General features: G+C 40.9%; 22 protein-coding genes. 18 read left to right on the forward strand and 4 right to left on the reverse strand.

Annotated features, from left to right (window positions below; genetic code table 11):
* The first annotated feature begins 227 nt into the window (after positions 1–227).
* Positions 228–803: a hypothetical protein gene (locus FHK89_RS02940; RefSeq protein WP_230656596.1), complete on the forward strand. Its 576-nt coding sequence runs from the start codon at positions 228–230 to the stop codon at positions 801–803.
* Between the two features lie 112 nt (positions 804–915).
* On the opposite strand, the gene FHK89_RS02945 is transcribed toward FHK89_RS02940, so the two are convergent.
* Entirely contained in the window at positions 916–2,595 is a 1,680-nt protein-coding gene (locus tag FHK89_RS02945; RefSeq protein ID WP_329958678.1) for an aminotransferase class I/II-fold pyridoxal phosphate-dependent enzyme, read from the reverse strand.
* A 269-nt stretch (positions 2,596–2,864) separates the two neighbouring features.
* Positions 2,865–4,307: an aminotransferase-like domain-containing protein gene (locus FHK89_RS02955; protein WP_230656598.1), complete on the reverse strand. Its 1,443-nt coding sequence runs from the start codon at positions 4,305–4,307 to the stop codon at positions 2,865–2,867.
* A gap of 405 nt (positions 4,308–4,712) precedes the next feature.
* On the opposite strand from FHK89_RS02955, the gene FHK89_RS02960 reads away from it, so the two are divergent.
* The 3 genes from FHK89_RS02960 to FHK89_RS02970 all read left to right on the forward strand — a co-directional run bounded on the left by FHK89_RS02960 (position 4,713) and on the right by FHK89_RS02970 (position 6,965).
* On the forward strand, positions 4,713–5,633 hold the full coding sequence (locus FHK89_RS02960; RefSeq protein WP_230656671.1) for a DMT family transporter: 921 nt from the start codon (positions 4,713–4,715) through the stop codon (positions 5,631–5,633).
* A 247-nt stretch (positions 5,634–5,880) separates the two neighbouring features.
* Complete coding sequence (gene msrB / locus FHK89_RS02965; RefSeq protein WP_230656673.1) at positions 5,881–6,300, forward strand: peptide-methionine (R)-S-oxide reductase MsrB; 420 nt, start codon at positions 5,881–5,883, stop codon at positions 6,298–6,300.
* A 182-nt stretch (positions 6,301–6,482) separates the two neighbouring features.
* On the forward strand, positions 6,483–6,965 hold the full coding sequence (locus tag FHK89_RS02970) for a glutathione peroxidase (protein ID WP_230656600.1): 483 nt from the start codon (positions 6,483–6,485) through the stop codon (positions 6,963–6,965).
* Between the two features lie 174 nt (positions 6,966–7,139).
* Here FHK89_RS02970 and leuA read toward each other — a convergent pair whose 3' ends face one another.
* Positions 7,140–8,903, reverse strand: coding sequence for a 2-isopropylmalate synthase (gene leuA / locus FHK89_RS02975; protein ID WP_230656602.1), 1,764 nt, complete (start codon positions 8,901–8,903; stop codon positions 7,140–7,142).
* 512 nt (positions 8,904–9,415) lie between these two features.
* Here leuA and FHK89_RS02980 point away from each other — a divergent pair.
* The 3 genes from FHK89_RS02980 (at position 9,416) to argF (ending at position 12,168) form a co-directional block, all read left to right on the forward strand.
* Entirely contained in the window at positions 9,416–9,928 is a 513-nt protein-coding gene (locus FHK89_RS02980; RefSeq protein ID WP_230656604.1) for an Lrp/AsnC family transcriptional regulator, read from the forward strand.
* A gap of 277 nt (positions 9,929–10,205) precedes the next feature.
* Positions 10,206–11,090, forward strand: coding sequence for a class I SAM-dependent methyltransferase (locus FHK89_RS02985; RefSeq protein ID WP_230656606.1), 885 nt, complete (start codon positions 10,206–10,208; stop codon positions 11,088–11,090).
* Between the two features lie 160 nt (positions 11,091–11,250).
* Positions 11,251–12,168 carry an ornithine carbamoyltransferase gene (gene argF, locus FHK89_RS02990; protein ID WP_230656608.1) on the forward strand — a complete coding sequence of 306 codons (918 nt, stop codon included), beginning with the start codon at positions 11,251–11,253 and terminating at the stop codon, positions 12,166–12,168.
* 268 nt (positions 12,169–12,436) lie between these two features.
* On the opposite strand, the gene rpiA is transcribed toward argF, so the two are convergent.
* A complete protein-coding gene (gene rpiA, locus FHK89_RS02995; RefSeq protein WP_230656610.1) occupies positions 12,437–13,120 on the reverse strand; it encodes a ribose-5-phosphate isomerase RpiA in 684 nt (227 codons plus the stop codon).
* A gap of 142 nt (positions 13,121–13,262) precedes the next feature.
* On the opposite strand from rpiA, the gene FHK89_RS03000 reads away from it, so the two are divergent.
* The 11 genes from FHK89_RS03000 to FHK89_RS03050 all read left to right on the forward strand — a co-directional run bounded on the left by FHK89_RS03000 (position 13,263) and on the right by FHK89_RS03050 (position 22,968).
* Positions 13,263–14,309, forward strand: a complete 1,047-nt coding sequence (locus tag FHK89_RS03000; protein ID WP_230656612.1) for a leucine-rich repeat domain-containing protein — start codon at positions 13,263–13,265, stop codon at positions 14,307–14,309.
* Positions 14,310–14,469: 160 nt separating this feature from the next.
* Positions 14,470–16,023, forward strand: a complete 1,554-nt coding sequence (gene ilvA / locus FHK89_RS03005) for a threonine ammonia-lyase, biosynthetic (RefSeq protein ID WP_230656614.1) — start codon at positions 14,470–14,472, stop codon at positions 16,021–16,023.
* 115 nt (positions 16,024–16,138) lie between these two features.
* Positions 16,139–16,684, forward strand: a complete 546-nt coding sequence (locus FHK89_RS14935; RefSeq protein ID WP_230656616.1) for an energy transducer TonB — start codon at positions 16,139–16,141, stop codon at positions 16,682–16,684.
* Positions 16,685–16,760: 76 nt separating this feature from the next.
* Positions 16,761–17,192 (forward strand): energy transducer TonB, encoded by a 432-nt coding sequence (locus FHK89_RS03015; protein ID WP_230656618.1) that lies wholly within the window; start codon positions 16,761–16,763, stop codon positions 17,190–17,192.
* Between the two features lie 38 nt (positions 17,193–17,230).
* Entirely contained in the window at positions 17,231–17,656 is a 426-nt protein-coding gene (locus FHK89_RS03020) for an RNA-binding S4 domain-containing protein (RefSeq protein ID WP_230656620.1), read from the forward strand.
* A 90-nt stretch (positions 17,657–17,746) separates the two neighbouring features.
* Positions 17,747–18,256, forward strand: a complete 510-nt coding sequence (locus FHK89_RS03025) for a low molecular weight protein-tyrosine-phosphatase (protein ID WP_230656622.1) — start codon at positions 17,747–17,749, stop codon at positions 18,254–18,256.
* Positions 18,257–18,299: 43 nt separating this feature from the next.
* Entirely contained in the window at positions 18,300–19,409 is a 1,110-nt protein-coding gene (murB, locus tag FHK89_RS03030) for a UDP-N-acetylmuramate dehydrogenase (protein ID WP_442966550.1), read from the forward strand.
* Between the two features lie 107 nt (positions 19,410–19,516).
* The gene (locus tag FHK89_RS03035) at positions 19,517–20,353 is read left to right on the forward strand and encodes a YdcF family protein (RefSeq protein ID WP_230656626.1); all 837 of its coding nucleotides are present in this window, start codon (positions 19,517–19,519) and stop codon (positions 20,351–20,353) included.
* Positions 20,354–20,847: 494 nt separating this feature from the next.
* The gene (ccoS, locus tag FHK89_RS03040; RefSeq protein ID WP_442966551.1) at positions 20,848–21,060 is read left to right on the forward strand and encodes a cbb3-type cytochrome oxidase assembly protein CcoS; all 213 of its coding nucleotides are present in this window, start codon (positions 20,848–20,850) and stop codon (positions 21,058–21,060) included.
* A 134-nt stretch (positions 21,061–21,194) separates the two neighbouring features.
* Positions 21,195–22,058: a sulfite exporter TauE/SafE family protein gene (locus tag FHK89_RS03045; protein ID WP_230656630.1), complete on the forward strand. Its 864-nt coding sequence runs from the start codon at positions 21,195–21,197 to the stop codon at positions 22,056–22,058.
* 331 nt (positions 22,059–22,389) lie between these two features.
* Entirely contained in the window at positions 22,390–22,968 is a 579-nt protein-coding gene (locus FHK89_RS03050; RefSeq protein WP_230656632.1) for a hypothetical protein, read from the forward strand.
* Positions 22,969–23,031: the final 63 nt, after the last annotated feature.

The following is a 23,031-nucleotide window of genomic DNA, read 5'->3' on the forward strand; positions in this document are numbered from 1 at the left end:
AACAGAAAATATATAAAATTGGGTAGTTTGCGTGGAGAGTTTACGACAATAATTGTCGTTTATTTTAGGTGCTTGCATTAAGGCATTTGGGTTGATTAAGGTAGGTATGTTGGTTTTTAAGGTATTATTTAAAATATAACCTAACAAAATTTTATTGTTATAATAGCAATCATCATATTTCACTAAATTCATAATGTTTTATGGATAAAAAGTTCTAAGGATAAAAAATGCACCTAGATTGTTATTGTTGTAAAACGCACCCTTTAAAACCCACCAAGTTAGACTATGCCTTACCTGCACTGCGTTGTGAGGCGTGTCAAGGTACATATCTGGACTTGCTGACTTATCGTACATGGCTTGAAAATAACCTTGCTAATATTGAACAAGAAAAGATGGCACAAGAAAATACTGGCGATAAGACAGTCGCCATTGATGCGTTAACCAATAGTGAGGGGGCATTAATATGTCAGCGTTGTAGTAAATTTATGTTGAAATACCGCATTAATAATGAGCAGGATAATACCATCAATGTGTGTCATACCTGTGATGATGTGTGGCTTGATCAAGGCGAGTGGGAGCTATTAAAGCTGCTAAAAATTCAAGATAAATTGACCCAAGTGATGGGTGAGCCTTGGCAACAAGAGCTGCGTAATCAAGAGCGTGAGCAAGCATTTAAAAAACGCTATCAACAGCTTTTGGGCGAGGACTTTGAGCAAGTTGAGGCGTTTGCTACATGGTTACATAATCATCCTAAAAAAAGTGAAATTCAACATTATTTATCAGCGTTTAAACCTATAGCGTGATGAATGATTGATGAATAAATTACGTGGGTTAATTTATTAAATTGCTATATGACCCCTCCTAAACCCTCCTCTTGAAGATAAGGGGAGGGCTTAAAAGCAAGTTATTTATATTTTATTCCGTCCCAAATTCTCTGCGTTTTTTGGCAAAGAAGCGATCCAATCTGTCCATCGCATCTTCTAAATCAAGCAAATTGGGCAAAAATACCACTCTAAAATGGTCAGGTGCGTCCCAGTTAAAGCCTGTGCCTTGTACCATCAACACTTTTTCTTCTCGCAATAAATCCATCATAAACTGCATGTCATTTTCAATAGGATATACCTCAAGGTCTATCTTAGGGAAGCAGTAAAATGCGCCTTGTGGCATGGTACAAGAGATGCCTTTGATGGCATTAAGACGCTCAATTGCCATGGCGCGTTGTTTATATAGTCGTCCTGTCTCATTAGTGAGATCTTGCATACTTTGATAGCCACCCATTGCGGTTTGAATGGCATATTGTGCAGGCACGTTGGCACATAGACGCATCGAGGCAAGCATATCTAGCCCTTCAATAAAGTCGCTGGCATGGTCTTTTTTGCCCGATAGCATCATCCAACCTGCGCGAAAGCCTGCAATACGATGTGATTTTGACAGCCCATTATAAGATAAGATAAGCACATCATCACTTAGGGTACACATCGGTGTGTGGGTGACATTGTCATATAACACACGGTCATAGATTTCATCAGCCATGATAACCAGATTGTGCGCTTTTGCGATGGCAATGATTTCACGTAATTTATCATCGGAATACAATGCCCCTGTGGGGTTATTGGGATTAATCACCACGATACCTTTGGTTTTATTGGTGATTTTGGCTTTGATATCAGCAATATCAGGTTGCCAGTTATCTGCCTCATTACAACGATAATGCACTGCCGTACCCCCTGCTAAGTTTGCGGCGGCTGTCCATAGTGGGTAGTCAGGCATAGGAATTAATACCTCATCACCATCATCCATTAAGGCTTGCATGGTCATTACAATCAGCTCAGATACCCCATTACCCAGATAAACATCACGTACATCGACGGCGGATAATAATCCTTTGGCTTGATAATATTGCAAGATGGCTTTGCGGGCTGAGAAGATGCCTTGTGAGTCTGAATAGCCTTCGGCTTTGGTAAGATTCATTGCCACATCATGAATAATCTCTTGTGGGGCTTGTAGTTTAAAAGGTGCAGGATTACCAACGTTAAGCTTGATAATACGATGTCCTGCTGCTTCCATCTCCATGGCAGTTTTGAGCAAAGGACCACGAATGTCGTAGCAGACGTTTTGTAATTTGGTGGATTTTTTCAGTAAATGAGTAGATGAACTGGGTTGCATAGCAGTACCATAATGTTGTGATGTTGGTGAATTTGTGTTTGATGAATGTGGTTGTGCTTGGGTTTTTTTACCATTTTTAAGCTGAGTCGTATCTGAGGTATTAGGAGCGTCACCACGTAATAGATAGCCTTCGCTACAGTGTAAAATCTTGGCGAGTGTGGGCAGTTTTGAGGAGACAATACCATTAATGCCACGCTCCCAGTTAGAGATAGCACCCCGACTCACTTTTGCACCCGCTTTGGTCATTTGTTCGGCTAATTGCTCAGCGGTCAAACCTTGAGCGTGTCTGAGTGCCGCTAGGCGTTTGCCTTGCTCAATATATTCATGGCATTCAAGATTGCTACTTTCTGTTGTGGGTTCTGTTGTCGTTTCACCTTGCTTATCCTCAGTAGGGTTTGGCAGGGTGTCTGTATTTATGGGTGATTTCATAGTAAATCAATCAGTTAGTGGAGAAAATATAGACACAGTTATACAATTATCTAAATTTTTATGCAAGTATTTATTGCGCTATTTTGTAAAATTTCTAGCTTTCAATTTACTTTTAAATATAAATGCAAGAAAAACTTGCAAAGTCATTACCTTTTACTTGCTTTATTGCAATTTTTTGATAATAGAATAGAGTTGCGCCACACGGAACTTTATTTTTTTAAAGTTATATAGAGCCCTCCCAAACCCTCTCCTTGAAGTAAGGGGAGGGATTAAAAGCCAGTTTTCCCCATAACCTCAGCCAATACCTCAAATATACGTCCATCATTGCTCTGTGCCACATTAAAACGCATAAAATCCTCTGCATTTTGTGCTTGGCTAAAGGTATTGCCAGGGGCTAAGACGATACCGTGTGCCAGACATTGCCTTGCCAGCTCTGAAGCTCGGTTATGCTTGGGTAGCTTGCTGTCTGTAGGCAGTTGACACCACAAAAACATGCCTGCTTGTGGCAGTATCCAAGGGGTGATGCCAAGTTTTGCCAGTCGCGGCAATACATGGGTACGTGCTTGTGCTAAGCGGCTGTGCAAATGGCTTAAATGTTTGCGATAGCCACTGTCACTAAGTGCCGATAACACCACACTGGCAGCCAGTTGTCCACCACCAAAACCTGTGGCAATTTTTAAGTCCAGTAAGCCTTCTAAAAAACGGGGATTGGTGGTAATAAAGCCACAGCGCAGTGAGGCAGATAAGGTTTTAGAAAAGCTGCCAATATAAAATACCTGTGATGCGCCTTGTAATCCAGCTAAAGCGGCAAGTCGAGGCGCAGGGGTTATTTCAAAATCAGCAAAAATATCATCTTCAATAATATAAGTCCCTGCCGCTGATGCCAGTTGCAAGATATGATGCGCCGTTGTTGCGGATAAAGTTGCCCCTGTGGGATTGTGAATGGCAGCATTGGTGATATATAGGCGCGGTTTGTGTTCATTTAATATGTTGGCATAGGCGGTGACATCTGCACCATGAGCGGTATACGGCACACCAACTACTTTGACCCGATGCGCCCGTAGCAGGGCATGAAAATTAAAATAACACGGGTCATCTACCACAACAGTATCATTTGGGCGCAATAAATATCGGCAAATAAGGTCGATGGCATGAGTACCCGAATCGGTGAGCATGATTTGGGTAGGCTCAGCAGTGATGCCCACATTCGCCATACGTCGAGCGAGAAACTGGCGTAATTCAGGCTGACCCATTGGGGTGGCATAGTTGCTCATCACGCTGGCATCTGCTTTGGCAGCCCGCCTCAGTCCTCGGCGCATACCCTCTTCATAAAGCCAATCAGCAGGTAGCCAACCACAGCCGGGTTTGAGTGCTTCATCAGATGATTCCAGTGCTTGCCGTGATACCCAAAGTGGGTCAACCACACGGTCAAGTTTTGGTCCAATCTCTGCCAGTGAGAGAGGGGTAGTAGGCTCAGCCACATAAAACCCTGCCCCTGCTTTTGCATAGATGATGCCTTTAGTGACCAAGCGTTCATAAGCTTCTACCACGGTAGAAGGGGAGACTTGGTGTGTGTTGGCAGCGGCACGTACAGAAGGCAGGCGTGTACCGGGTAAATAGGACATGGTGGCAATTTTGGTTTTGACATCTGCCATTAGGGTTTCAATTTTGGTGAATCCAGAGTGCATACCGATTCCATCTTTAATTATCATTGATTGGTTCATTATCTTTTAGTTACCACTGTTTTTAATCACGCTTGTAAACTTGGGTTTGACCACATTAGGCTTTAACTGGGCTTGTGTTGTGCCTACCGAGTGTCTAGTGTGGCTGTATGGGTAGATGATACCAAACAGTTTGGCTAAATTGTATTGGATTGTACATGGTTGTGATAGCACACTTTTGTTTTAATCATCGAGGTTTTGTTGGTAATTGAGGTTTTGTTGATATTAGAAGCTTAGTAATACCAAGCCTAGTCAATACAAAATTTAAACATAAGCTAAAAATCTAAGGCAGCGATAATGAAACACCCAGTTAACAATCCAGTTCCAGTTCAGAAAAAATCAGAAATAACAGATACAACTATCAGCCAACCAGCCAGTGAGCCAAACACCAATGAGATGGCAAACACCAGTACACAAGACTGGAGAGGTTGGATAAGTGGCTTTATTGGGGTAGTTATTTTTGCAGGCTCATTACCTGCGACTCGCTTGGCAGTGATGGAAATTGACCCTATCTTTCTGAGTGCAGCCAGAGCCAGCATTGCTGCGTTGGTCAGTGGGGTGGTGTTACTGTGTATAAAGCAGCCATTACCAACAAAATCAGATTTGCCTGCATTAATGATGGTTGCATTTGGGGTGGTGATTGGATTTCCATTGTTTAGTGCCTTGGCATTGCAGTATGTGACGTCGGCTCATGCCATCGTATTTTTGGGTATTTTGCCTTTATGTACTGCCATATTTGCTGTGTGGCGTGGTGGTGAGCGACCCTCAAAGCAGTTTTGGTTATTTTCGGTGTTGGGCAGTGTTTGCGTGATGGGTTATGCACTATTTAGCAATAGCTCAGTTATCCTGACCTCAGTAAATGGCACACATAAGGCATTACTTGGGAGTTTATTAATGCTTGTAGCGGTGCTGACATGTGGTTTGGGTTATGCCGAAGGTGGACGTTTATCCCGTACATTGGGTGGCTGGCAGGTAATCAGTTGGGCGTTATTACTGTCTGCACCTATGATGCTGTTACTGGCATGGTGGACACTACCAAATAATTTGCAACAAATCAGCATGTCAGCGTGGGCAGGACTGCTATATGTGTCCTTATTTAGTATGTTTATTGGCTTTGTATTTTGGTATCGTGGGCTTGCATTGGGTGGTATCGCGGCGGTGGGGCAACTACAATTGCTACAACCATTTATGGGGCTTGCCCTTGCTGCCCTATTGTTGCATGAGACGGTGAGCTTTGCGATGCTGATAAGCACCCTCGGTGCGGTGTTGTGCGTGATGGGCGCAAAAAAAGAAGCAAAAAGAGGGGCAAAAAAATAGCAAAAGAAGGGGCAAAAACAAGTACAAAGAAATTTGCCAAATCTTAATTGCTTGTTTTTATTAGAAGTTGTTAGGATTTTGTGATTCTAAGTGTGGTTTTATGATGAGTTGATAATGGTTGGCGTACGCTGTTAATCTATAAAAACCAAAGCGAGTGTGGTAAGTTAGTCTCTAATATTTTAATGATATTTTAGGCACAGTTTAGGAGATAGATAGTATGACAGATAATTCACACAGCTCATCACAAATTAGTTCATCACAGCTTAGCTCTGAGCAGATTGCTCAACTTACCGATGCCGATTGGCGCGAACGCCTTGATGACGATGCGTATCATGTATTGCGTCAAAAAGGCACTGAGCGACCTTTTACAGGTATGTATACAGATAATAAAGATGAGGGTATTTATCGCTGTAAAGGCTGTGGGGCAAAGCTGTTTACGTCAGACAATAAATTTGACTCAGGCTGTGGTTGGCCAAGCTTTGATAAAACCATTGACGAGAGTGCGGTTGAAGAGCATTTAGACACCTCGCATGGTATGCGCCGCGTGGAGGTCACCTGTCGTAATTGTGGCGGGCATTTGGGGCATGTATTTCCTGATGGACCACAACAGACCACAGGTATGCGCTATTGCATTAACTCAGTGGCGATAGATTTAGATAAACAATAAAACCAACCTAAAATAGCCTAAGCAAAAATAAATTACAGACAATCTAATATAATTTCACCACAAGACAACTGAGTGCAGATAGTACACCCATCTAGCGAAGTTAACACCGGGGTGAATTTATAGTAGGCAGACTATAACCACGCATAACCAACAACACGTATAATAAATAATAGGAAAGTATTATGAGCAGTATCTATGATTTTAACGCCAAAGATATTACAGGACAGACAGTGAATTTTGCCGATTATCAAGGCAAGGTATTATTAATTGTCAATACCGCCAGTAAATGTGGATTAACGCCACAATTTGAGGGGTTAGAGGCGTTATATCAACAATATAAAGACGAGGGGCTGGTGGTGATTGGGTTTCCATGCAATCAATTTGCCAATCAAGACCCCGAAGATGCCCAAGCAATTGGAGCGTTTTGCCAAAAAAATTATGGGGTTAGTTTTCCAATGATGGATAAAATCGAGGTCAATGGCGATGAAGCACACCCTATTTTTGTTTGGCTAAAACAGCAAAAAGGAGGCGTATTACTTGATGCCATCAAGTGGAATTTTACGAAGTTTTTAATTGGGCGTGATGGACAAGTAATTGCCCGTTATGCCCCCACTACTAAGCCAGAAACGATTGCAGAGGATATTAAAAAAGCATTGGCAAAATAAGTGAATGGCTATTGATTTATTATTCATTATTCACTGTTATTTGCTGATTGATATTTTGTATAAAAAACCCCTCACTATCAAAAATGATAGCGAGGGGTTTTTGGCTTTAATGGCTTTAATAGTTTTGTTATTTCATCAAGGCCATCATAACCACTGACAGTGTCTATATCAGATTTATAACGCCTGAGCCAATGCCGATAACGCCCCTTTTAGCATCGCAGAGACAGTACTGGTACAGGTACCAACGCCTGAATAAATTTGACCATCAACATTGAGCTGAATATAGGCCACGGCATTGGCATTGGTTTTATCACTGCTACTATCATAGTCTTCATCAGGTTGTCTTTGTTGACTGATGGCGTGTTCAGAATAATTAGCAATATGTAAGCGTTTGCCAGTATGACGTGCCATGCCATCAATAAAGGAAGATAAAGGACCATTGCCTTTGCCATCTAGGGTGATGCGCTCACCATTGATATCCACTTCACCAGTAAACATCACTTCACCGCCTTTATTATTAACGCTGTAGTCGTGTAGGCTGAGGGCGGTTTGTGCAAGATAGGTGTCTTCAAAGGTCTGGATAATCTCTTCCGTTTTTAGCTCACGCGCCACTTCTTCGGCTTGATTTTGTACCACTTTACTAAAGTCAATCTGCATCCAGCGTGGTAGCTTAAAGCCATAATGACGCTGTAAAATATATGCCACACCGCCTTTACCTGATTGGCTATTAATGCGTACCACATCTTGATAAGTACGTCCAATATGAGCAGGGTCGATGGGCAAGTAAGCCACGTCCCAGACGTTTTCGGTTGCCTCTTTATTCCTCTCATTATAATCAAGCGATTTTTTGATGGCATCTTGGTGCGAGCCGCTAAAGGCAGTAAATACCAACTCACCCACATAAGGGTGGCGTGGGTGTAATGGCAAGTTATTACATTCACCGACTATCTGCGCAATCTCACTCATATTACTAAAATCAAGCTCAGGGTCGATGCCTTGGCTGTATAAGTTCATCGCCATCACGATGATATCCATATTACCTGTGCGCTCACCATTACCTAAAAGTGTACCCTCGATACGGTCAGCACCTGCCAATACCCCAAGCTCAGCGGCAGCAACTGCACAGCCTCTATCATTGTGGGTATGCAAGCTGACAGTAATTAGGTCACGCTGCTTTAGGTTGCGACAAAAATACTCGACTTGGTCAGCAAATAGGTTTGGCATGGAAGACTCGACGGTGGCAGGCAAGTTGATAATTACTTCTTGACCTGTTTCGGGCTGCCATACTTCTAGCACCGCATCACACACCTCAACGGCATATTCAGGCTCAGTTTGGCTAAAGCTCTCAGGAGAATACTGAAACACCCATTCGGTTTCGGGGTATTTTTCGGCATATTTTTTCAGCAAATTTGCACCATCAATGGCAATTTGCTTAATCTCTGCTAAGTTTTTGCCATAAACCTTGTCACGCTGCACACGGCTGGTTGAGTTATACACATGCACAATCGCTCGTCTTGCGCCTTTTAAGGACTCAAAAGTACGCTCAATTAAATGCTCACGTGCTTGTACCAATACTTGCAACGTCACGTCGTCAGGCACATGATTTTCTTCAATCAATTTGCGAGTAAAATCAAACTCAACTTGTGCTGCTGAGGGAAAACCAATTTCAATTTCTTTAAAGCCCACTTCAACGAGCAGCTTAAAGAAGGTCATTTTTTGTGGAATGGTCATAGGGTCAATTAACGCCTGATTACCATCACGCAAGTCTACGCTTGCCCAAATCGGTGCTTTGGTGAGGGTTTTGCTTGGCCAAGTACGGTCATCAAGCTTGGGTGCAAACGCAAATGGACGATATTTGCGAAAGTCAAAAGCGGCATTCTTTGGTTTAATTTTAGGCTCGACGATTGCTTGAGTGTTTGTTTGTGCTGGGCTGCTCATGGAAGTTCCTTAAATGAGTGGCGAATAATGACCACAGTACTTATGAATAAATAAAACTTTTAATAAATAAAAAATTGCTGTTATTAGGGTCTGTTAAACTTTCACCCTGTTAGGCTAATATCTATAAGGGAGACAGCTGTTTTTTACTTTCATGTAAAAATTGGCTAAATTTACCTTATTCTGCGTTAATGAACTTGTTAATATCCCGATATTACCTACGTTCATTGCCTTGACTAAGCCACCGTTTATTAAAATCAGTATCTCAATTTTTCCTATGAAGATGAATGTTCAACAGACCCTAGCAATATTGGTTTGTAGTCTATGAGCAAATTTGCATCACTTTGAATAAGACCACAGAACTGATTTTTGATTGTGAATATGATAACAAAAAGTGAATAGTGAAAAACGGCAAAATATTTATAAAATTCAGAGAATTTGATGGATTTATCTAATTTTTACGCTAATATTAGAGAATTACTTTAATTTTTCCTATTATTAATGGGTGTGAGTAGATGAAGACTGACCTATCTGTGCAAACAAGAGAAAAAAGTTTAGACAAGCCATTAGAGAAGCCACTGGATAAAGTTGATAAGCAATTATTGGCATTATTACAACAAGATGCCCGTTTAAGCATTACTGAGATGGCAGAATACGTCAATTTATCACCCACACCTTGTGCTAGGCGTATTAAGCAGTTAGAAGAGCAGGGGGTCATCACCGGCTATCATGCCCATACCAATGCACAAAAGCTTGGTTATAGTTTGGCAATTTTTATCGCTGTGGGTATGGATAAGCATACCGCAGAGCGTTTTGAGCAGTTTGAACAGCAAATCCAAAGTTTTGAAGAGGTGGTGAGCTGTAGTATCGTCACAGGGCGTAGTGAGGATTATTTAATCAAAGTGGTGGTGCGTGATATGGCACATTATGAGGAGTTTTTGTTGCATCGGCTCAATCGTATCGAAGGGGTGTCGCAAGTGCATACCAGTTTTGAGTTAAGAGAGGTGTTTAGCCGTTCAGTGATATAAATGATATGAGCGATATGAATGATATAAGTGATGAAGGGGTTTGTGAAAGTGAGATAAAACAGGGATAAAAAAGAGATAAACGCTGTAATTAATATATAAAAAATAGTTTCCTATATTACTATAATAACTCACTTTTATTTATTATTTTAACTTGTTACTCTATTTTTAGCGTTTGCAGTGACCTCTTGTTTCTAATGCATTTTTAATGCGTTTTTAATGTGTTTTAAGGGGGTGCTTATGTGTTTTTAATACCACTTATTGAGAGTAAAGCATTTTTATGAATCATAATAACGATATGGTAAGCCAGCCAGTTCAATCAGAGCAGTTAGCCGCCAAGTTAGACCAGACAACTTCATCAGACAATCAAACCCAACAATCATCTCAACTTAGCCATAATGAGAATGTTAATAAACAGTTTGGTGAGCGTGCCAATGCGTATCTAAGCAGTGCGGTACATGCTAAGGGACGTGAGCTACAATTAATGGCGCAAAAAGTAGCGCAAATAAACGCTGCCACTGTGCTTGATTTGGGCTGCGGTGCAGGGCATGCCAGTTTTGCCGTTGCTCCCCATGCCAAATCAGTAGTAGCATACGATTTATCTGGCGAGATGCTGACCGTGGTCGAGCAAGCAGCAGCAGATAAACAATTAACCAATATCAGCACCAGTCAGGGCGTGGTAGAAAAATTGCCCTTTGCTGATAATAGCTTTGATGTGGTGGTCTCACGCTTTTCTGCGCACCATTGGCAAGATGTGCTAGTAGCCTTGCAAGAAGCAAAGCGGGTATTAACCGCTGATGGGCTGTTTATCATGGTCGATGTGATTGCGCCGTCTAATCCTGCGGCGGATAGCTTTTTGCAAACCATTGAGCTGCTACGTGATACCAGTCATGTTCGAGATTACTCGCTTGCCGAGTGGCAAAGTTTTTTGAGCTTAACAGGATTTCGGGTAAATGAGATGCACACTCAGCGTCTGCCTTTGGATTTTGCTACTTGGATTGCCCGTATGCGTACGCCTAAGCATTTTGCAGTGGCGATAACGGAGCTGATAAAAACCAGTAGTCAGGAAGTCAAAACTTACTTTGATATTCAAGCTGATGGCTCATTTAGCAGTGATATGCTGGTGTTGAGCGCACAGCCTAATCATTTATCAGGGAGCATATAGGTTCACTTAATGGATATTCAGGCAAAAACATAATTTACATTGGTATTATTTTCGCTATACTGGAGCTTTGAGCAGTTATTTCTAATTTATCGATATATTATTAAGAAATTAATAGACTAAATTAATTGCAAACTGAACGATAGCAAAAAATAGGATAGCCATGAGCGTGCGTCATTTTTTAACCCTACTTGATCTCTCAAAAACCGAACTTGATCAGCTAATAAAACGGGCATGTGAGCTGCGAAAAATGCAGCATGCAGGCGAGATTTATCAGCCGTTTGTGGGGCGAACGCTGGGAATGATTTTTGAAAAATCCTCGACTCGTACTCGTATCTCGTTTGAAACAGGCATGGGGCAGTTTGGTGGGCAAGCGATATTTTTATCACCCAAAGATACCCAGTTAGGTCGCGGTGAGCCGATAGAAGATTCTGCTCGGGTGATCTCAAGCATGGTTGATATCATTATGATTCGTACCTTTGAGCATGAAAAGGTGCAAAAATTTGCTGAATATTCTTCGGTACCGATTATTAATGCACTCACTGATGAGTTTCACCCTTGCCAGTTATTGGCAGATATGCAGACCTTTTATGAGCATCGGGGCAGTATCGAAAATAAAACGGTGACTTGGGTTGGTGATGGCAACAATATGTGTTCCTCATTTATGCATGCAGCGCATCAATTTGGCTTTGAGCTGCGGGTAGCCTCACCTTATGGTTTTGAGCCTGATCCTGATTTGACCGAAAAATTTTCGCATTGTGTGACACTTATTGAAGATGTACAAGAAGCTGCCAAAGATGCACATTTAATTGTCACTGATGTGTGGGCAAGTATGGGGCAGGAAAATGAGCAAAATACCCGAGCCAGACGTTTTGCCCCCTATCAAGTCACGCCTGCGATGCTTGATAAGGCAGACCCTGAGGTGCTGTTTATGCACTGTCTGCCTGCCCACCGTGGTGAGGAGATTTCACATGACTTGCTTGATGACCCACGCTCGGTGGTCTGGGACGAAGCTGAAAACCGCTTACATGCGCAAAAAGCACTGATGGAATTGTTGTTGCAGGATAAAATCAAAGTTTAAATTTTATTTGATAGTCGATTTAACAAAAATAAAAAAGCCCCTAAAAAGAAAAATTTAGGGGCTTTTTGATTTTTAGTTTTGGTATTTAGAACCTGTATTCATAAGTCAAAATTAGGATATTTTTAGATTAAAATGGCGTAATATAAGGCAAATTTGGGGCAAATAGTTATTCTATTTAACCCAACATTTAACGCAGTAGTACGTCTATTTTAGGCAAAAAGCCACTATTGTGGGTTGTGAATACAGGTTCTCATAGACTTAGCTTAGATTAGCGTTTTAATGTCTCAACCCCACTGGCTTTGGCAAGCAATAATGTATCGGCTTGATTGGCAGCAAAGATACCATTACATACCACGCCAACGATGTTATTGAGTCGTTGTTCCATCTCACTGGGGCTAGTTATCTCAAGGTCATAAACGTCCAAAATCAAATTGCCATAATCAGTGACAAAGCCTTCTCGATACTCAGGTTCACCGCCTAATTTGACCAATTCCCGAGCCACATAAGAGCGTGCTTGTGGTAGCACCTCAATAGGAACAGGAAATTCACGTCCGAGGGTATCTACCCATTTGCTTTCATCAACCATACAGATAAACTTCTTGGAAGCGGCAGCGACGATTTTTTCTCGAGTTAATGCACCGCCACCGCCTTTAATTAGTTGTAAGTTTGGATTGACCTCATCTGCACCATCAATATACAAATCCAGCTCACCAACAAAGTTTAAATCCATCACTTCAATCCCCAATGCCTCTAGTTTTTCTTGGGTGACTTTAGAGCTGGCAACTGCGCCTTTTAAGCGAACTTTGGGCAATAAATCGATAAGGCAATTAACCGTACTGCCTGTCCCAACACCCAAAATCATACCATCTTCGATGTGACTAAGGGCAGCGGCGGCAACGGCTTGTTTGAGTTGTTGTTGGTTAGAGGCTTGATCAGATGATTGGTCGCTCATAAAGAAAAATCCTGTTATTGTGTGATAAAGATAGGTATCGATAAATTATAGAAAGCTATAGTTATTCTAGCCAATTTATGTAGATATTTCATCCATCAAGCAAATCTGGCTATGCATAAATTGATGTTAAAAAGGAATAACCATGCAAACTGATAACTGGATAAATAAAATATTTGACTGGGCAGATGAGTTTGAGATTGCAGATAATCAGCTATCCCGAGATAAGCAGCAATTATTACAAATGACTGAGTTAAATGTTCAAGATAATAATATTACTTATCTTCCTGATGAGATTGGCAGGCTGACTAATCTAACATTATTAAGTATTGGCTGGAATCAATTAACTGAATTACCCAGTAGTATCGATCAGCTTAATAATTTAATTTTACTAAATTTTGGACAAAATAATATTCGTGAAGTTCCTGAGTCTATTGGTAACCTTAAAAAGTTAAACTTCCTAAAAATGTATGACAATCAAATAACCAAACTGCCGAAATCTATTGGGCAACTTCATGATTTGATAGAGTTGGATATAAGTTATAATCAGCTAACTGACTTACCTCAATCTCTCATACAAATTAAAAATTTAGACTTATTGGATATTAGAAGTAACAACTTTACTAAAATTCCAAATTTTATTAATGAGTTTGATAATTTGGGATTCTTATCTATCAGTGACAATCCATTAATTGAATTACCAGAGTTTATTGGTGATTTTAACAATTTAGACTGGTTAGACATCAGTTCTTTACAACTAAAAGAACTACCAAATTTCATTAAAAAATTAACCAATCTTATAACATTAGATATTAGTGACAATAAATTAACAGAATTACCAGAATTTATTGCAAATCTTGTCAACTTGCAGGAAATTGACATTAGCGGTAATAAACTAAGTAGTTTACCTACTTGTATTAAGGGATTAAGGCATTTAAATGAAATAAATATCAATGATAATCAATTTAACCAAATCCCAGAAGTTATAACAAACATGGTTAATCTAACACAGCTTATACTCTGTAATAATCAACTAACGATACTACCTGAGTCTCTCACTAAACTTACAAAATTAGAATATTTGTGTGTTCAGGGCAACCCCTTAAATGAGCTGACACCGAGTATCAAAGCGTTTTTACAGACGATAGACTATGTGGATATTTTTCAAATTAAGCAAAAATTCAAACTCTGACGCCAACAGCGTACTTTTTTTGTCCTTCTTTTTTTGTCCTTTAACGCTCAGTTCCTTTATAATAGCCAGATTCACTATAGATGCTGTAAACACAGATAAATTATCAATTTTTTTAAGCACATAACTTTTTTTAAGCACATAATTTTAATTAGGACGATTTATGCTATCACGTTGGGTTCGAGCCATTTTGCAAGCTACGGTATACGATGCCGCTATCCAAACACCCCTTGATCATGCTCCCAAGTTATCACAACGCTTTGGTAATGACATTCGCTTTAAGCGTGAGGATTTGCAGCCTGTATTCTCTTTTAAGCTGCGTGGTGCATACAATCGAATTAGCCAGTTAAGTAAAGAGCAACAATCGCGTGGGGTGATTTGTGCCTCAGCGGGTAACCATGCTCAGGGTGTGGCGTATTCTGCTGCTAGACTTGGGTTAAATAACACCATTGTGATGCCAACTACTACCCCTGATATTAAGGTAAAAGCAGTAAAAGCGCTGGGTGGTAATGTCGATTTGTATGGTGATAGCTTTGATGATGCTAACCGCTATGCCATTGAACGTGCCGAAAAAGAAGGCTTAACTTTTGTACCACCTTATGATGATGAATTGGTGATTGCAGGGCAGGGGACGATTGGACTTGAGTTAACTCAGCAGTGGCGAGACATGGATTATGTGTTTGTCGCTGTTGGTGGTGGCGGTCTGATTGCAGGTATTGCCGCATTTTTGGGCGAAGTTGCTCCCCATGTCAAAGTGGTTGCTGTTGAGCCCGCAGAAGCAGCCAGTCTAAAAGCGGCATTGGCAGCAGGTGAACGAGTGCGTTTGCCACAAGTGGGGCTGTTTGTTGATGGCGCAGCGGTAGCGCAAATCGGTGAGCTACCCTTTGATGTGGTACGCACGCAAAAAAGCAACGGCAAAGGTATGGTGATTGAAGAAGAAGTGGTCACTTGTAGCAACGATGAAGTATGTGCGGCGGTCAAAGATGTGTTTGAAGAGAATCGCAGCATTGTTGAGCCAGCAGGGGCATTGGCAGTGGCAGGCATGAAAAAATATCTTGCCAAGCATGACATTCATGATAAAAACTGCATCGCTATTATCAGCGGTGCCAATATGAACTTTGACCGTTTGCGTTATATCGCTGAGCGTACCGAGATTGGTGAGAAAAAAGAGGCAATTTTTGCGGTCAGTATTCCTGAGCAAACAGGCGCATTTTTAAACTTCTGTCGCACCTTAAAAGGTCGCAATATTACTGAGTTTAATTATCGGGTGCGTAGTCGCCAATCCCCTGATTCGATGCAGCCTGCGGCAATTTTTGTCGGTATTGCTCTTAAAGAAGGCGATAAAGAGCGACAAATCATTGCCCAGTCTTTGGCAAAGGCAGGACATGATGCGCATGATTTGACTGAGGATGAAATCGCGAAAACCCATATTCGCTATTTGATTGGGGGACATCCTGATTTAAATGATGAGCAGTTATTTAAAGTGACTTTCCCTGAGCGTCCTGGTGCATTGCTTAATTTCTTAGAAAAATTGGGGCAGGATTTTAATATTACCTTATTCCATTATCGCAATCATGGGGCGGCAGAAGGTCGAGTATTGGTCGGTTTACAAGCATCTGATACCAGCTCACGTGCGTTGCAAGATGCGCTGCAAGATATTGGCTATGAATGTGAACCAGTTAATGATAATGTAGGTTATCAGTTATTTTTGCGTTAACTATAAGTTTTTGTGTTAAACACAATTGCCATAACATAGTGTGATTGTGTTTGCTTGAATGACTTATAACTTAAAAAATATAACTATTTAAAAAATATAACAAGGAATGTTTATTGTGAAGAAGTTAATGAGGTTATCATCTGTTTTGCTGGGTAGTATATTGATGTTTGGTATGACTGCGCAAGCAGAGCTGATTGATAATAGCAATACCCACACCCATACTGGCTTAGATAGTAAGGTGACTGCATCTAGTAACCAAAATGCTACTCAAAATAGGTCGGCACGTTTGTTACGAAATCCTCTTCATAGAGGTAGAAATCATACTAATAGCTCTATGGTATTTCGTCATTTACCAACGTGTGATTGTAATGAAAAAGGTCAGCCACTGCCACTTGATAGTTGTCGACGACAACAAATAAATATGACAGTAGCTATGGTAGTTGATGAGCAAGGAGAAGTAGTTGAAGCCTCATTAGATAAAAATAGTGGCATTGCTGCACTTGACAGAGCCATCGTTGAGGATATGAAACAAGCAAAATTCGCTCCCTTTATTGTCAATGGACAGCCTGTTATGGGCAAGGTAAAAATTCCCATACAATATGATCATACACCAGATATGCCCGCAAGCTGCTATGCTTTACGTGATAGTCTGCAAGAGTAAGAGTCGTCAGCATTGGGACAGTGATTACTTGCGCCATTAGAACGAGTAAAAATTAAACAAAACCAAGGAAAAAACTTTGAAAAATACAACATGGAGTTCAAAGATATTTATACGCAGTTTAATAGCGACTAGTTTAGTTGGTAGTAGTGTATTGGCACAAGCGGAACTGATTGATAGTTCGACTTATACCATTGGTACACAAGAGTTTCCATTAACAGGTGACAGATGGCTTATTAAACCTAAGTTTAGCTTTCCTCAACTTGCCATGAGAAGAATGAACCCAGGTGAGACTGATACGGTAACGTTACGTTTAACTGTGGATACTCAAGGTAATATTGAAAAGGCAGAAGTTGTTAAAAGTAGTGGTAATCTTCATGTAGATAGATTTGCTCGACAGCAAGTAAGAAGGGGTAAAATTCTTCCCTTTATACATGAAGGTAAGCTGGTAAAAGGGATGGTTACTATACCAGTAACTTATGTTAAGCCTAAATATGAATCTAGTGAATAATTAAAGTCTTAAATTTTAACCTGAGAACATACTAACTTATGACACAAAATAATCAACACTCTGATACTTCCAACAATCTAACCAAAGTCCGCCTTGATAAATGGCTATGGGCAGCCCGTTTTTATCGTACCCGCAGCCTTGCCAAGCAAGCCATCGAAGGCGGCAAAGTTCATTTTGATGGTAGTCGAGTCAAGACCAGTAAAGAGATTGGCGTGGGCGATGAGCTCACCATTCGCCAAGGTTCGGCCTCCTCAATGAATGAAAAAACGGTGCTAGTCAAAGCGTTATCGACCGAGCGGGGCAATGCGACCATTGCACAAACGCTTTATGAAGAGACCGAAGAGAGTATCAAACGTCGTGAGTACTACAGTGAGCAGCGTAAACTGGCAAATCTTGCTCGCCCTGATACTAAGCCTAATAAAAAGCAACGCCGTGAATTGCAACGCTTTAAGCATCAAGATTAGCATCCGCGGTATCAATACTTAGTAACTATCAATACTTAGTAATAACTATTAATGACCCTCTTTCATTGTTAAATCTATAAAGGTTTTGTTATGCCAATAAAAGTAAGTGCTCCAAAGTCTGTTCTATTGGTGTGTTTGGGTAATATTTGTCGTTCTCCCACTGCTGAAGAGGTATTGCGTCAAAAGGCAGCCGTAGAAGGTATGTCATTGACAGTCGATTCAGCGGGTACAGGAGATTGGCATATTGGCAAACATCCTGATGATAGAGCCATTGCCCATGCTAAGGCTTATGGCTATGCTATTAGTAAATTGGTGGCTCGCCAAGTTCAGCCTGATGACTTTTATCAGTTTGATTTAATTTTGGCAATGGATAAGCAAAACTTGCAGGATTTACAAGCCATCAAAGACCGCTTAATCAATGAAAATCCTGAGCAATCCGAAACATTAGCCAAATTGGTATTATTTAGTGAAGAAGACCCAATACATGCAGGTGAAGATGTACCAGACCCTTATTATGGTGGTGATGAGGCATTTGAACGCTGTATTGCCCATATTGAGTCAGGGGCGAATGCGTGGATAGAAAGTTGGAAAAGTTGCTAGTAAAACCTTATCAAAACATCAATGATAACCGTATTATCAGTGTATGCCAAATATGACCACAGTAAAGACGACCACACAACCCAGCATACAGACAGAAGTCGACTTGTCTACATATAATACGATGGCATTGCGTAGTGTGTGCCATACTGCTTATTTTTTGCAAAATGCAGCAGATGTGCAGGTGGCATTGGCAATGGCAGAAGCTCAGCAGTTGCCTGTTTTGGTGCTGTCAGGCGGTAGCAATGTTATTTTGCCAGATTATCTGCAAGCAATGGTGTTATTGCCTAGAATGCGTGGTATTGAGGTGATTACAGAAGATGCGCATCATGTTGATATCTCTGTGATGGCAGCAGAAAATTGGCATGAGTTGGTGGTTAGTTGTGTGCAAAAGGGCTGGTATGGACTAGAAAATCTTGCCTTAATTCCGGGTATGGTTGGTGCAGCGCCTGTGCAGAATATTGGTGCTTATGGTCGACAAATTGAGGATAACTTACTTAGCGTCACTGCTTATCATATACCATCAAAGCAGTGGCAAACATTAAGTAGGGCACAATGTGAGTTTGGCTATCGCGATAGTATCTTTAAGCAGCAAACAGGGCAGTGGTTGATTACTCAAGTAAACTTACGTTTACATAAAGATGCATCTATAACTCATGCTGGCTATGGTGATGTTAAGCAGTATGCTGAGACGTTAGCGGCAGCAGCAAATAGAGAGCAGATTAATCCTGGTGATGTAATGGCAGCTATCATTGCCATTCGCCAAAGTAAATTACCAGACCCTAAGCAGCTACCTAACTGCGGCAGCTTTTTTAAAAACCCCATTATTAGTACGGCGCAATTTGAAAAATTACAGCAACAGTATCCTGATGTAGTGGGATATGTGGTATCACCCACCCAAACTAAAATTGCAGCAGGTTGGTTAATTGATAATGCAGGATTAAAAGGGCAGGGAATACCGCCTATTTTGACTCATGATAAGCAAGCGTTAGTTTTGACCAATCATGCTCCTCGGTTGGAGATAAAGCATGCAAGTCAGCAAGATATTTTGGCAACTCAAAGCTATATTCAGCAACAGGTTTTTTCCCGTTATGGTATTACTTTACAGCGTGAGCCAGTTTGGATAGCCTCTGATGGCTCGGTTATTGAGCAGTAGTTTCTATTTGTAGTTTCATTTATTGTGAATAGTTGTTGCTGTATTTTAGTTAGACAGTTAATTGAAAATCATCATTTACTTAGTGTTAATAAAGAAAATATTAGCGTATGCGTCAGCAGTTTTTACAGCGATTTCGTTTATCCAAAAATGATGGCTCTGCCCGCCGACGGTGTTGCAGGTGGTGGCTTGGTGGCTCAGTGATGGTGGTAGGCTTAATAGCCGCTAGCGCATTGACCCCAGTATTTTCTAATATGGGTTTGTTAATTTTGCAGCGGTTACCTGTACCCCTTCCTGATACTGACAATCCCAATTCTACTAGCAGCAGCACGGCCACTGAGACTAATACTAATCATAAAATTGATACTGAGCCAACTGCATATATTGTCTTGGGTGGTGGTTTGACCGAACAAGAAGGCAATAGTGAGTCAGATAAGCACTCAGCAGATGAATCTTCAATTGTTATTAATCAATATACCCGTAGCCGTTTACAGACAGTCTTACAGCATTATCAACAGCACCCTTTACCCATTATTTTATCGGGTGTGGAGTCACCGTGGATGCAAGATTGGCTGGCAGTACAAGGTGTCACCAATGTGGTGAGTGAAAATGCCAGTATGAATACGTGTGAAAATGCCCGTTTTACTGCCAAGCGTCTCGCCATTAAGCACGCTTATTTGGTGACAGATGCCTATCACATGCGCCGTGCACAGCGGCAATTTGCCCTAAATGGGGTGTATAGTATTGCGCTGATTGCGGCGATGCCTGAGCCTAAAAGCTGGCAGGATTGGCGGGTAAACTTGCGCCATTCTCGTCGTACCATCTATGAATTGGCTGCTTATATGCGTGATATTATTCAGCCACAAGATAATTGCCGTCACGCACATACAGTGTCTATGCAGACATTAATGAGTAGTCGTAAACCGCAGGATATAAAGTTATTTTAATGCTTGCAATTAAAGATGATAGGGACATTATCAATGTATCTTATAAGTTCTCTAAGTTTATGATTGCTGTTTATATTCAATCCCTTTCTTCTGTTGTAGGACTGATGCAATCTTATAGATTGTCGGCGACTGGTAAACATTGTTTTTTATCAAGTGGGCTGGTTGTACGTAGTTTCAGAGGCTCAATATAATTTCCAGTCGTTTTATCAGGCTAATATTGTGTTTTTGCGTAAGTCCTATCGATGTTGTTTATATTGTCAACAGAGTTAAAAGAAAACTCAGTAGTTTGAATAAATATTAAATACACACTTTTTGTAAGGCTTTAAAGTGATACAATATTTGAATAGGAATAAAGATATTCTTATGGTGAGTTGTGACTATAAAAACTGCCAACAAAACGATGTGATTTATCTTGGGTCTATATCACCTTATTGATTTATTATTGGTTTATTCAAGCTTCTATTTACACAATACCAGAGGGCACTATGGTTAGCATGTATTTATTAATTCCCCTTAGCCTAATGTTATTTGTTGTGGGTATTTGGGCGATTCGTTATGCAGTAAAGTCCAACCAATTTGAAGATTTGGATAATGCGTCGCAGCGTATCATTTTAGATGATAGGCAAGAGCGTCGCCAAAATTTAACACAAGCCACTCAAAGTACGAAAGAGCAGCCATCACCTAGTAAACCACACTCCAAACAATAAGTGTAATGACATACTCAGTCTAACGTTGGTGCAGTTAAGTGTATATGATTCACACATGCTGCAAAATTTAGCAAGGTATGAAGATGGGATAACATTTGCTTTCGTGCATTACTTTTGATTTTGGAGTCATCATTATGTCTTTTGCTTTATTAGCAGCTGCCTTTGCGATGGGATTGTTTGGTTCACCACACTGTTTAGGTATGTGTGGTGGGCTGGTAACTGCCTTTGGGCTATCAATGCAAAATGTCAGTGCCCGTAAACGTCGAGCTTTGATAGCCACATATCATTTTGGTCGTTTAAGTAGCTATGCGTTGCTAGGGTTGCTTGCAGGTTTGATTGGTACAGTATTGCTTGCGCCAATTATGAATAATAACTGGCCTCGAGTACTATTGGGCATGATGTTGGTATTTATTGGTATGGCAATGTTGGGCGCACCCTTTTTAAATAAGCTTGAAAAAGTGGGCATGCGCTTTTGGCAAAAGCTATCACCCATTCGTCAAAAAGTATTTCCATTGACTACGTTTCCACGTGCGTTGGCAGCTGGTTTGCTTTGGGGATTTTTGCCTTGTGGTCTTGTGTATGGTGCATTATTGATGGCAGTGGTGGGGCACAGTGCGCTGACAGGTGCGGCGTTAATGTTTACCTTTGGCTTGGGTACGATTCCTATGTTGGTTGCTACCCATGAAGCGGTGGCATGGATGCGTAATCATATTGGACGATTGCGTTTGCGGCAGATGAATGGTGCCTTGATGGTGGTTTCTGGGTTGGCAGTTATTGCTGTACCAGTGATGATGAGTACCATGCATGGTGGACATCATCATGGCGGACATCAAGCAGGTATGGCATCTATGCAGCATAACCATGATATGGCTGATCACTCAATGCATGACATGGCATCGGATATGGATAGTGATATGCATACAGATCATGAGATGTCGCACATGGATCACATGGAAGGTATGGATCATATGCAGCATGAGCACCATCATTCACATTAATCAGCCATTCTATTACGATAGTATACCTCACTCTCAACTTCAACCCCCTGCTAGATTCCCCCTTTCTTAAGGGGGAGGGTTTGGGAGGGGGTATATATCAATTTAGTAAAATAAGTTGAGAGCGAGGTATAGGATATAAAATAGACAGTCACTGCACTGAATGATGCTGTTGTTAAATTTATCTCATACTTTAGTGTCTATAGATCGGAGTAAGTTTTGACTATACGACACTTGTTGACGTATAGAAATGACTGTTTTATGAAATACCTTGTAATAATTTGCATTTGACTTTAAGCTAAAGCCAATATTTTTAATCATGGTATTAGATGATATGGAAAGCTTATCTCTTGCATCACTGTCATTGGCATCAATATTGGCAAGTGTATCTGCTGGTACAGATAATGAGCCAGTAAGCCAGTCTGTTATCGAGACACACATAAGTCCAGCAATTGCAGGCTCATGGGTGTTGCAGTTGCCGACACCTTCACAATCTGCCCCATCTTCTCAGCATACCCAGTTATCTGAGGGAGATTTATTAGGTGTGGATATTAATCAGGCACAAAGTGTTGTGTCAGAGGTGATTACCATAACCCCGACTAAAACACCATCTCAAGCAGAATGTAAAGAGGCTTATACTTTTGCTGCAGATAATATCATGTGGTCTGTCAGTGGTGCGGAGTGGACGTATGGACGTTATGTGTTAAGTCATCAGGAGGAGGGATTACCTCTGATTGCAATTAATACTTTATATGATAATAATGAAGTGGATTGTTCAGGTAATCAAGTCGACCAAACAGGTGAAATGATGTTGGCATTTGTGGATTATCAATCAGATGAGCCTTATATGTATTGGTGTGCAGACAAAGAAGGTAAAGATTGTTTTATGACATTTAAAAAGCAATTGCCATAAGTGATTAGTGACTAAAGCAAATTTGAGTAAAAGAAGTAAAATTAAGTAAAAAGAAGCACAAAT

The organism is Psychrobacter sp. I-STPA10 (genome assembly GCF_021012795.1).
GTDB lineage: Bacteria > Pseudomonadota > Gammaproteobacteria > Pseudomonadales > Moraxellaceae > Psychrobacter.

Bases quoted from the DNA above. Each gene is read 5' to 3' on its own strand.
- FHK89_RS02940 (WP_230656596.1), top strand. From the start codon at position 228: ATGCACCTAGATTGTTATTGTTGTAAAACGCACCCTTTAAAACCCACC.
- FHK89_RS02945 (WP_329958678.1), bottom strand. From the start codon at position 2,595: ATGAAATCACCCATAAATACAGACACCCTGCCAAACCCTACTGAGGAT.
- FHK89_RS02955 (WP_230656598.1), bottom strand. From the start codon at position 4,307: ATGATAATTAAAGATGGAATCGGTATGCACTCTGGATTCACCAAAATT.
- FHK89_RS02960 (WP_230656671.1), top strand. From the start codon at position 4,713: ATGGCAAACACCAGTACACAAGACTGGAGAGGTTGGATAAGTGGCTTT.
- FHK89_RS02970 (WP_230656600.1), top strand. From the start codon at position 6,483: ATGAGCAGTATCTATGATTTTAACGCCAAAGATATTACAGGACAGACA.
- leuA (WP_230656602.1), bottom strand. From the start codon at position 8,903: ATGAGCAGCCCAGCACAAACAAACACTCAAGCAATCGTCGAGCCTAAA.
- FHK89_RS02980 (WP_230656604.1), top strand. From the start codon at position 9,416: ATGAAGACTGACCTATCTGTGCAAACAAGAGAAAAAAGTTTAGACAAG.
- FHK89_RS02985 (WP_230656606.1), top strand. From the start codon at position 10,206: ATGAATCATAATAACGATATGGTAAGCCAGCCAGTTCAATCAGAGCAG.
- argF (WP_230656608.1), top strand. From the start codon at position 11,251: ATGAGCGTGCGTCATTTTTTAACCCTACTTGATCTCTCAAAAACCGAA.
- rpiA (WP_230656610.1), bottom strand. From the start codon at position 13,120: ATGAGCGACCAATCATCTGATCAAGCCTCTAACCAACAACAACTCAAA.
- FHK89_RS03000 (WP_230656612.1), top strand. From the start codon at position 13,263: ATGCAAACTGATAACTGGATAAATAAAATATTTGACTGGGCAGATGAG.
- ilvA (WP_230656614.1), top strand. From the start codon at position 14,470: ATGCTATCACGTTGGGTTCGAGCCATTTTGCAAGCTACGGTATACGAT.
- FHK89_RS03020 (WP_230656620.1), top strand. From the start codon at position 17,231: ATGACACAAAATAATCAACACTCTGATACTTCCAACAATCTAACCAAA.
- FHK89_RS03025 (WP_230656622.1), top strand. From the start codon at position 17,747: ATGCCAATAAAAGTAAGTGCTCCAAAGTCTGTTCTATTGGTGTGTTTG.
- murB (WP_442966550.1), top strand. From the start codon at position 18,300: ATGCCAAATATGACCACAGTAAAGACGACCACACAACCCAGCATACAG.
- FHK89_RS03035 (WP_230656626.1), top strand. From the start codon at position 19,517: ATGCGTCAGCAGTTTTTACAGCGATTTCGTTTATCCAAAAATGATGGC.
- ccoS (WP_442966551.1), top strand. From the start codon at position 20,848: ATGTATTTATTAATTCCCCTTAGCCTAATGTTATTTGTTGTGGGTATT.
- FHK89_RS03045 (WP_230656630.1), top strand. From the start codon at position 21,195: ATGTCTTTTGCTTTATTAGCAGCTGCCTTTGCGATGGGATTGTTTGGT.
- FHK89_RS03050 (WP_230656632.1), top strand. From the start codon at position 22,390: ATGGAAAGCTTATCTCTTGCATCACTGTCATTGGCATCAATATTGGCA.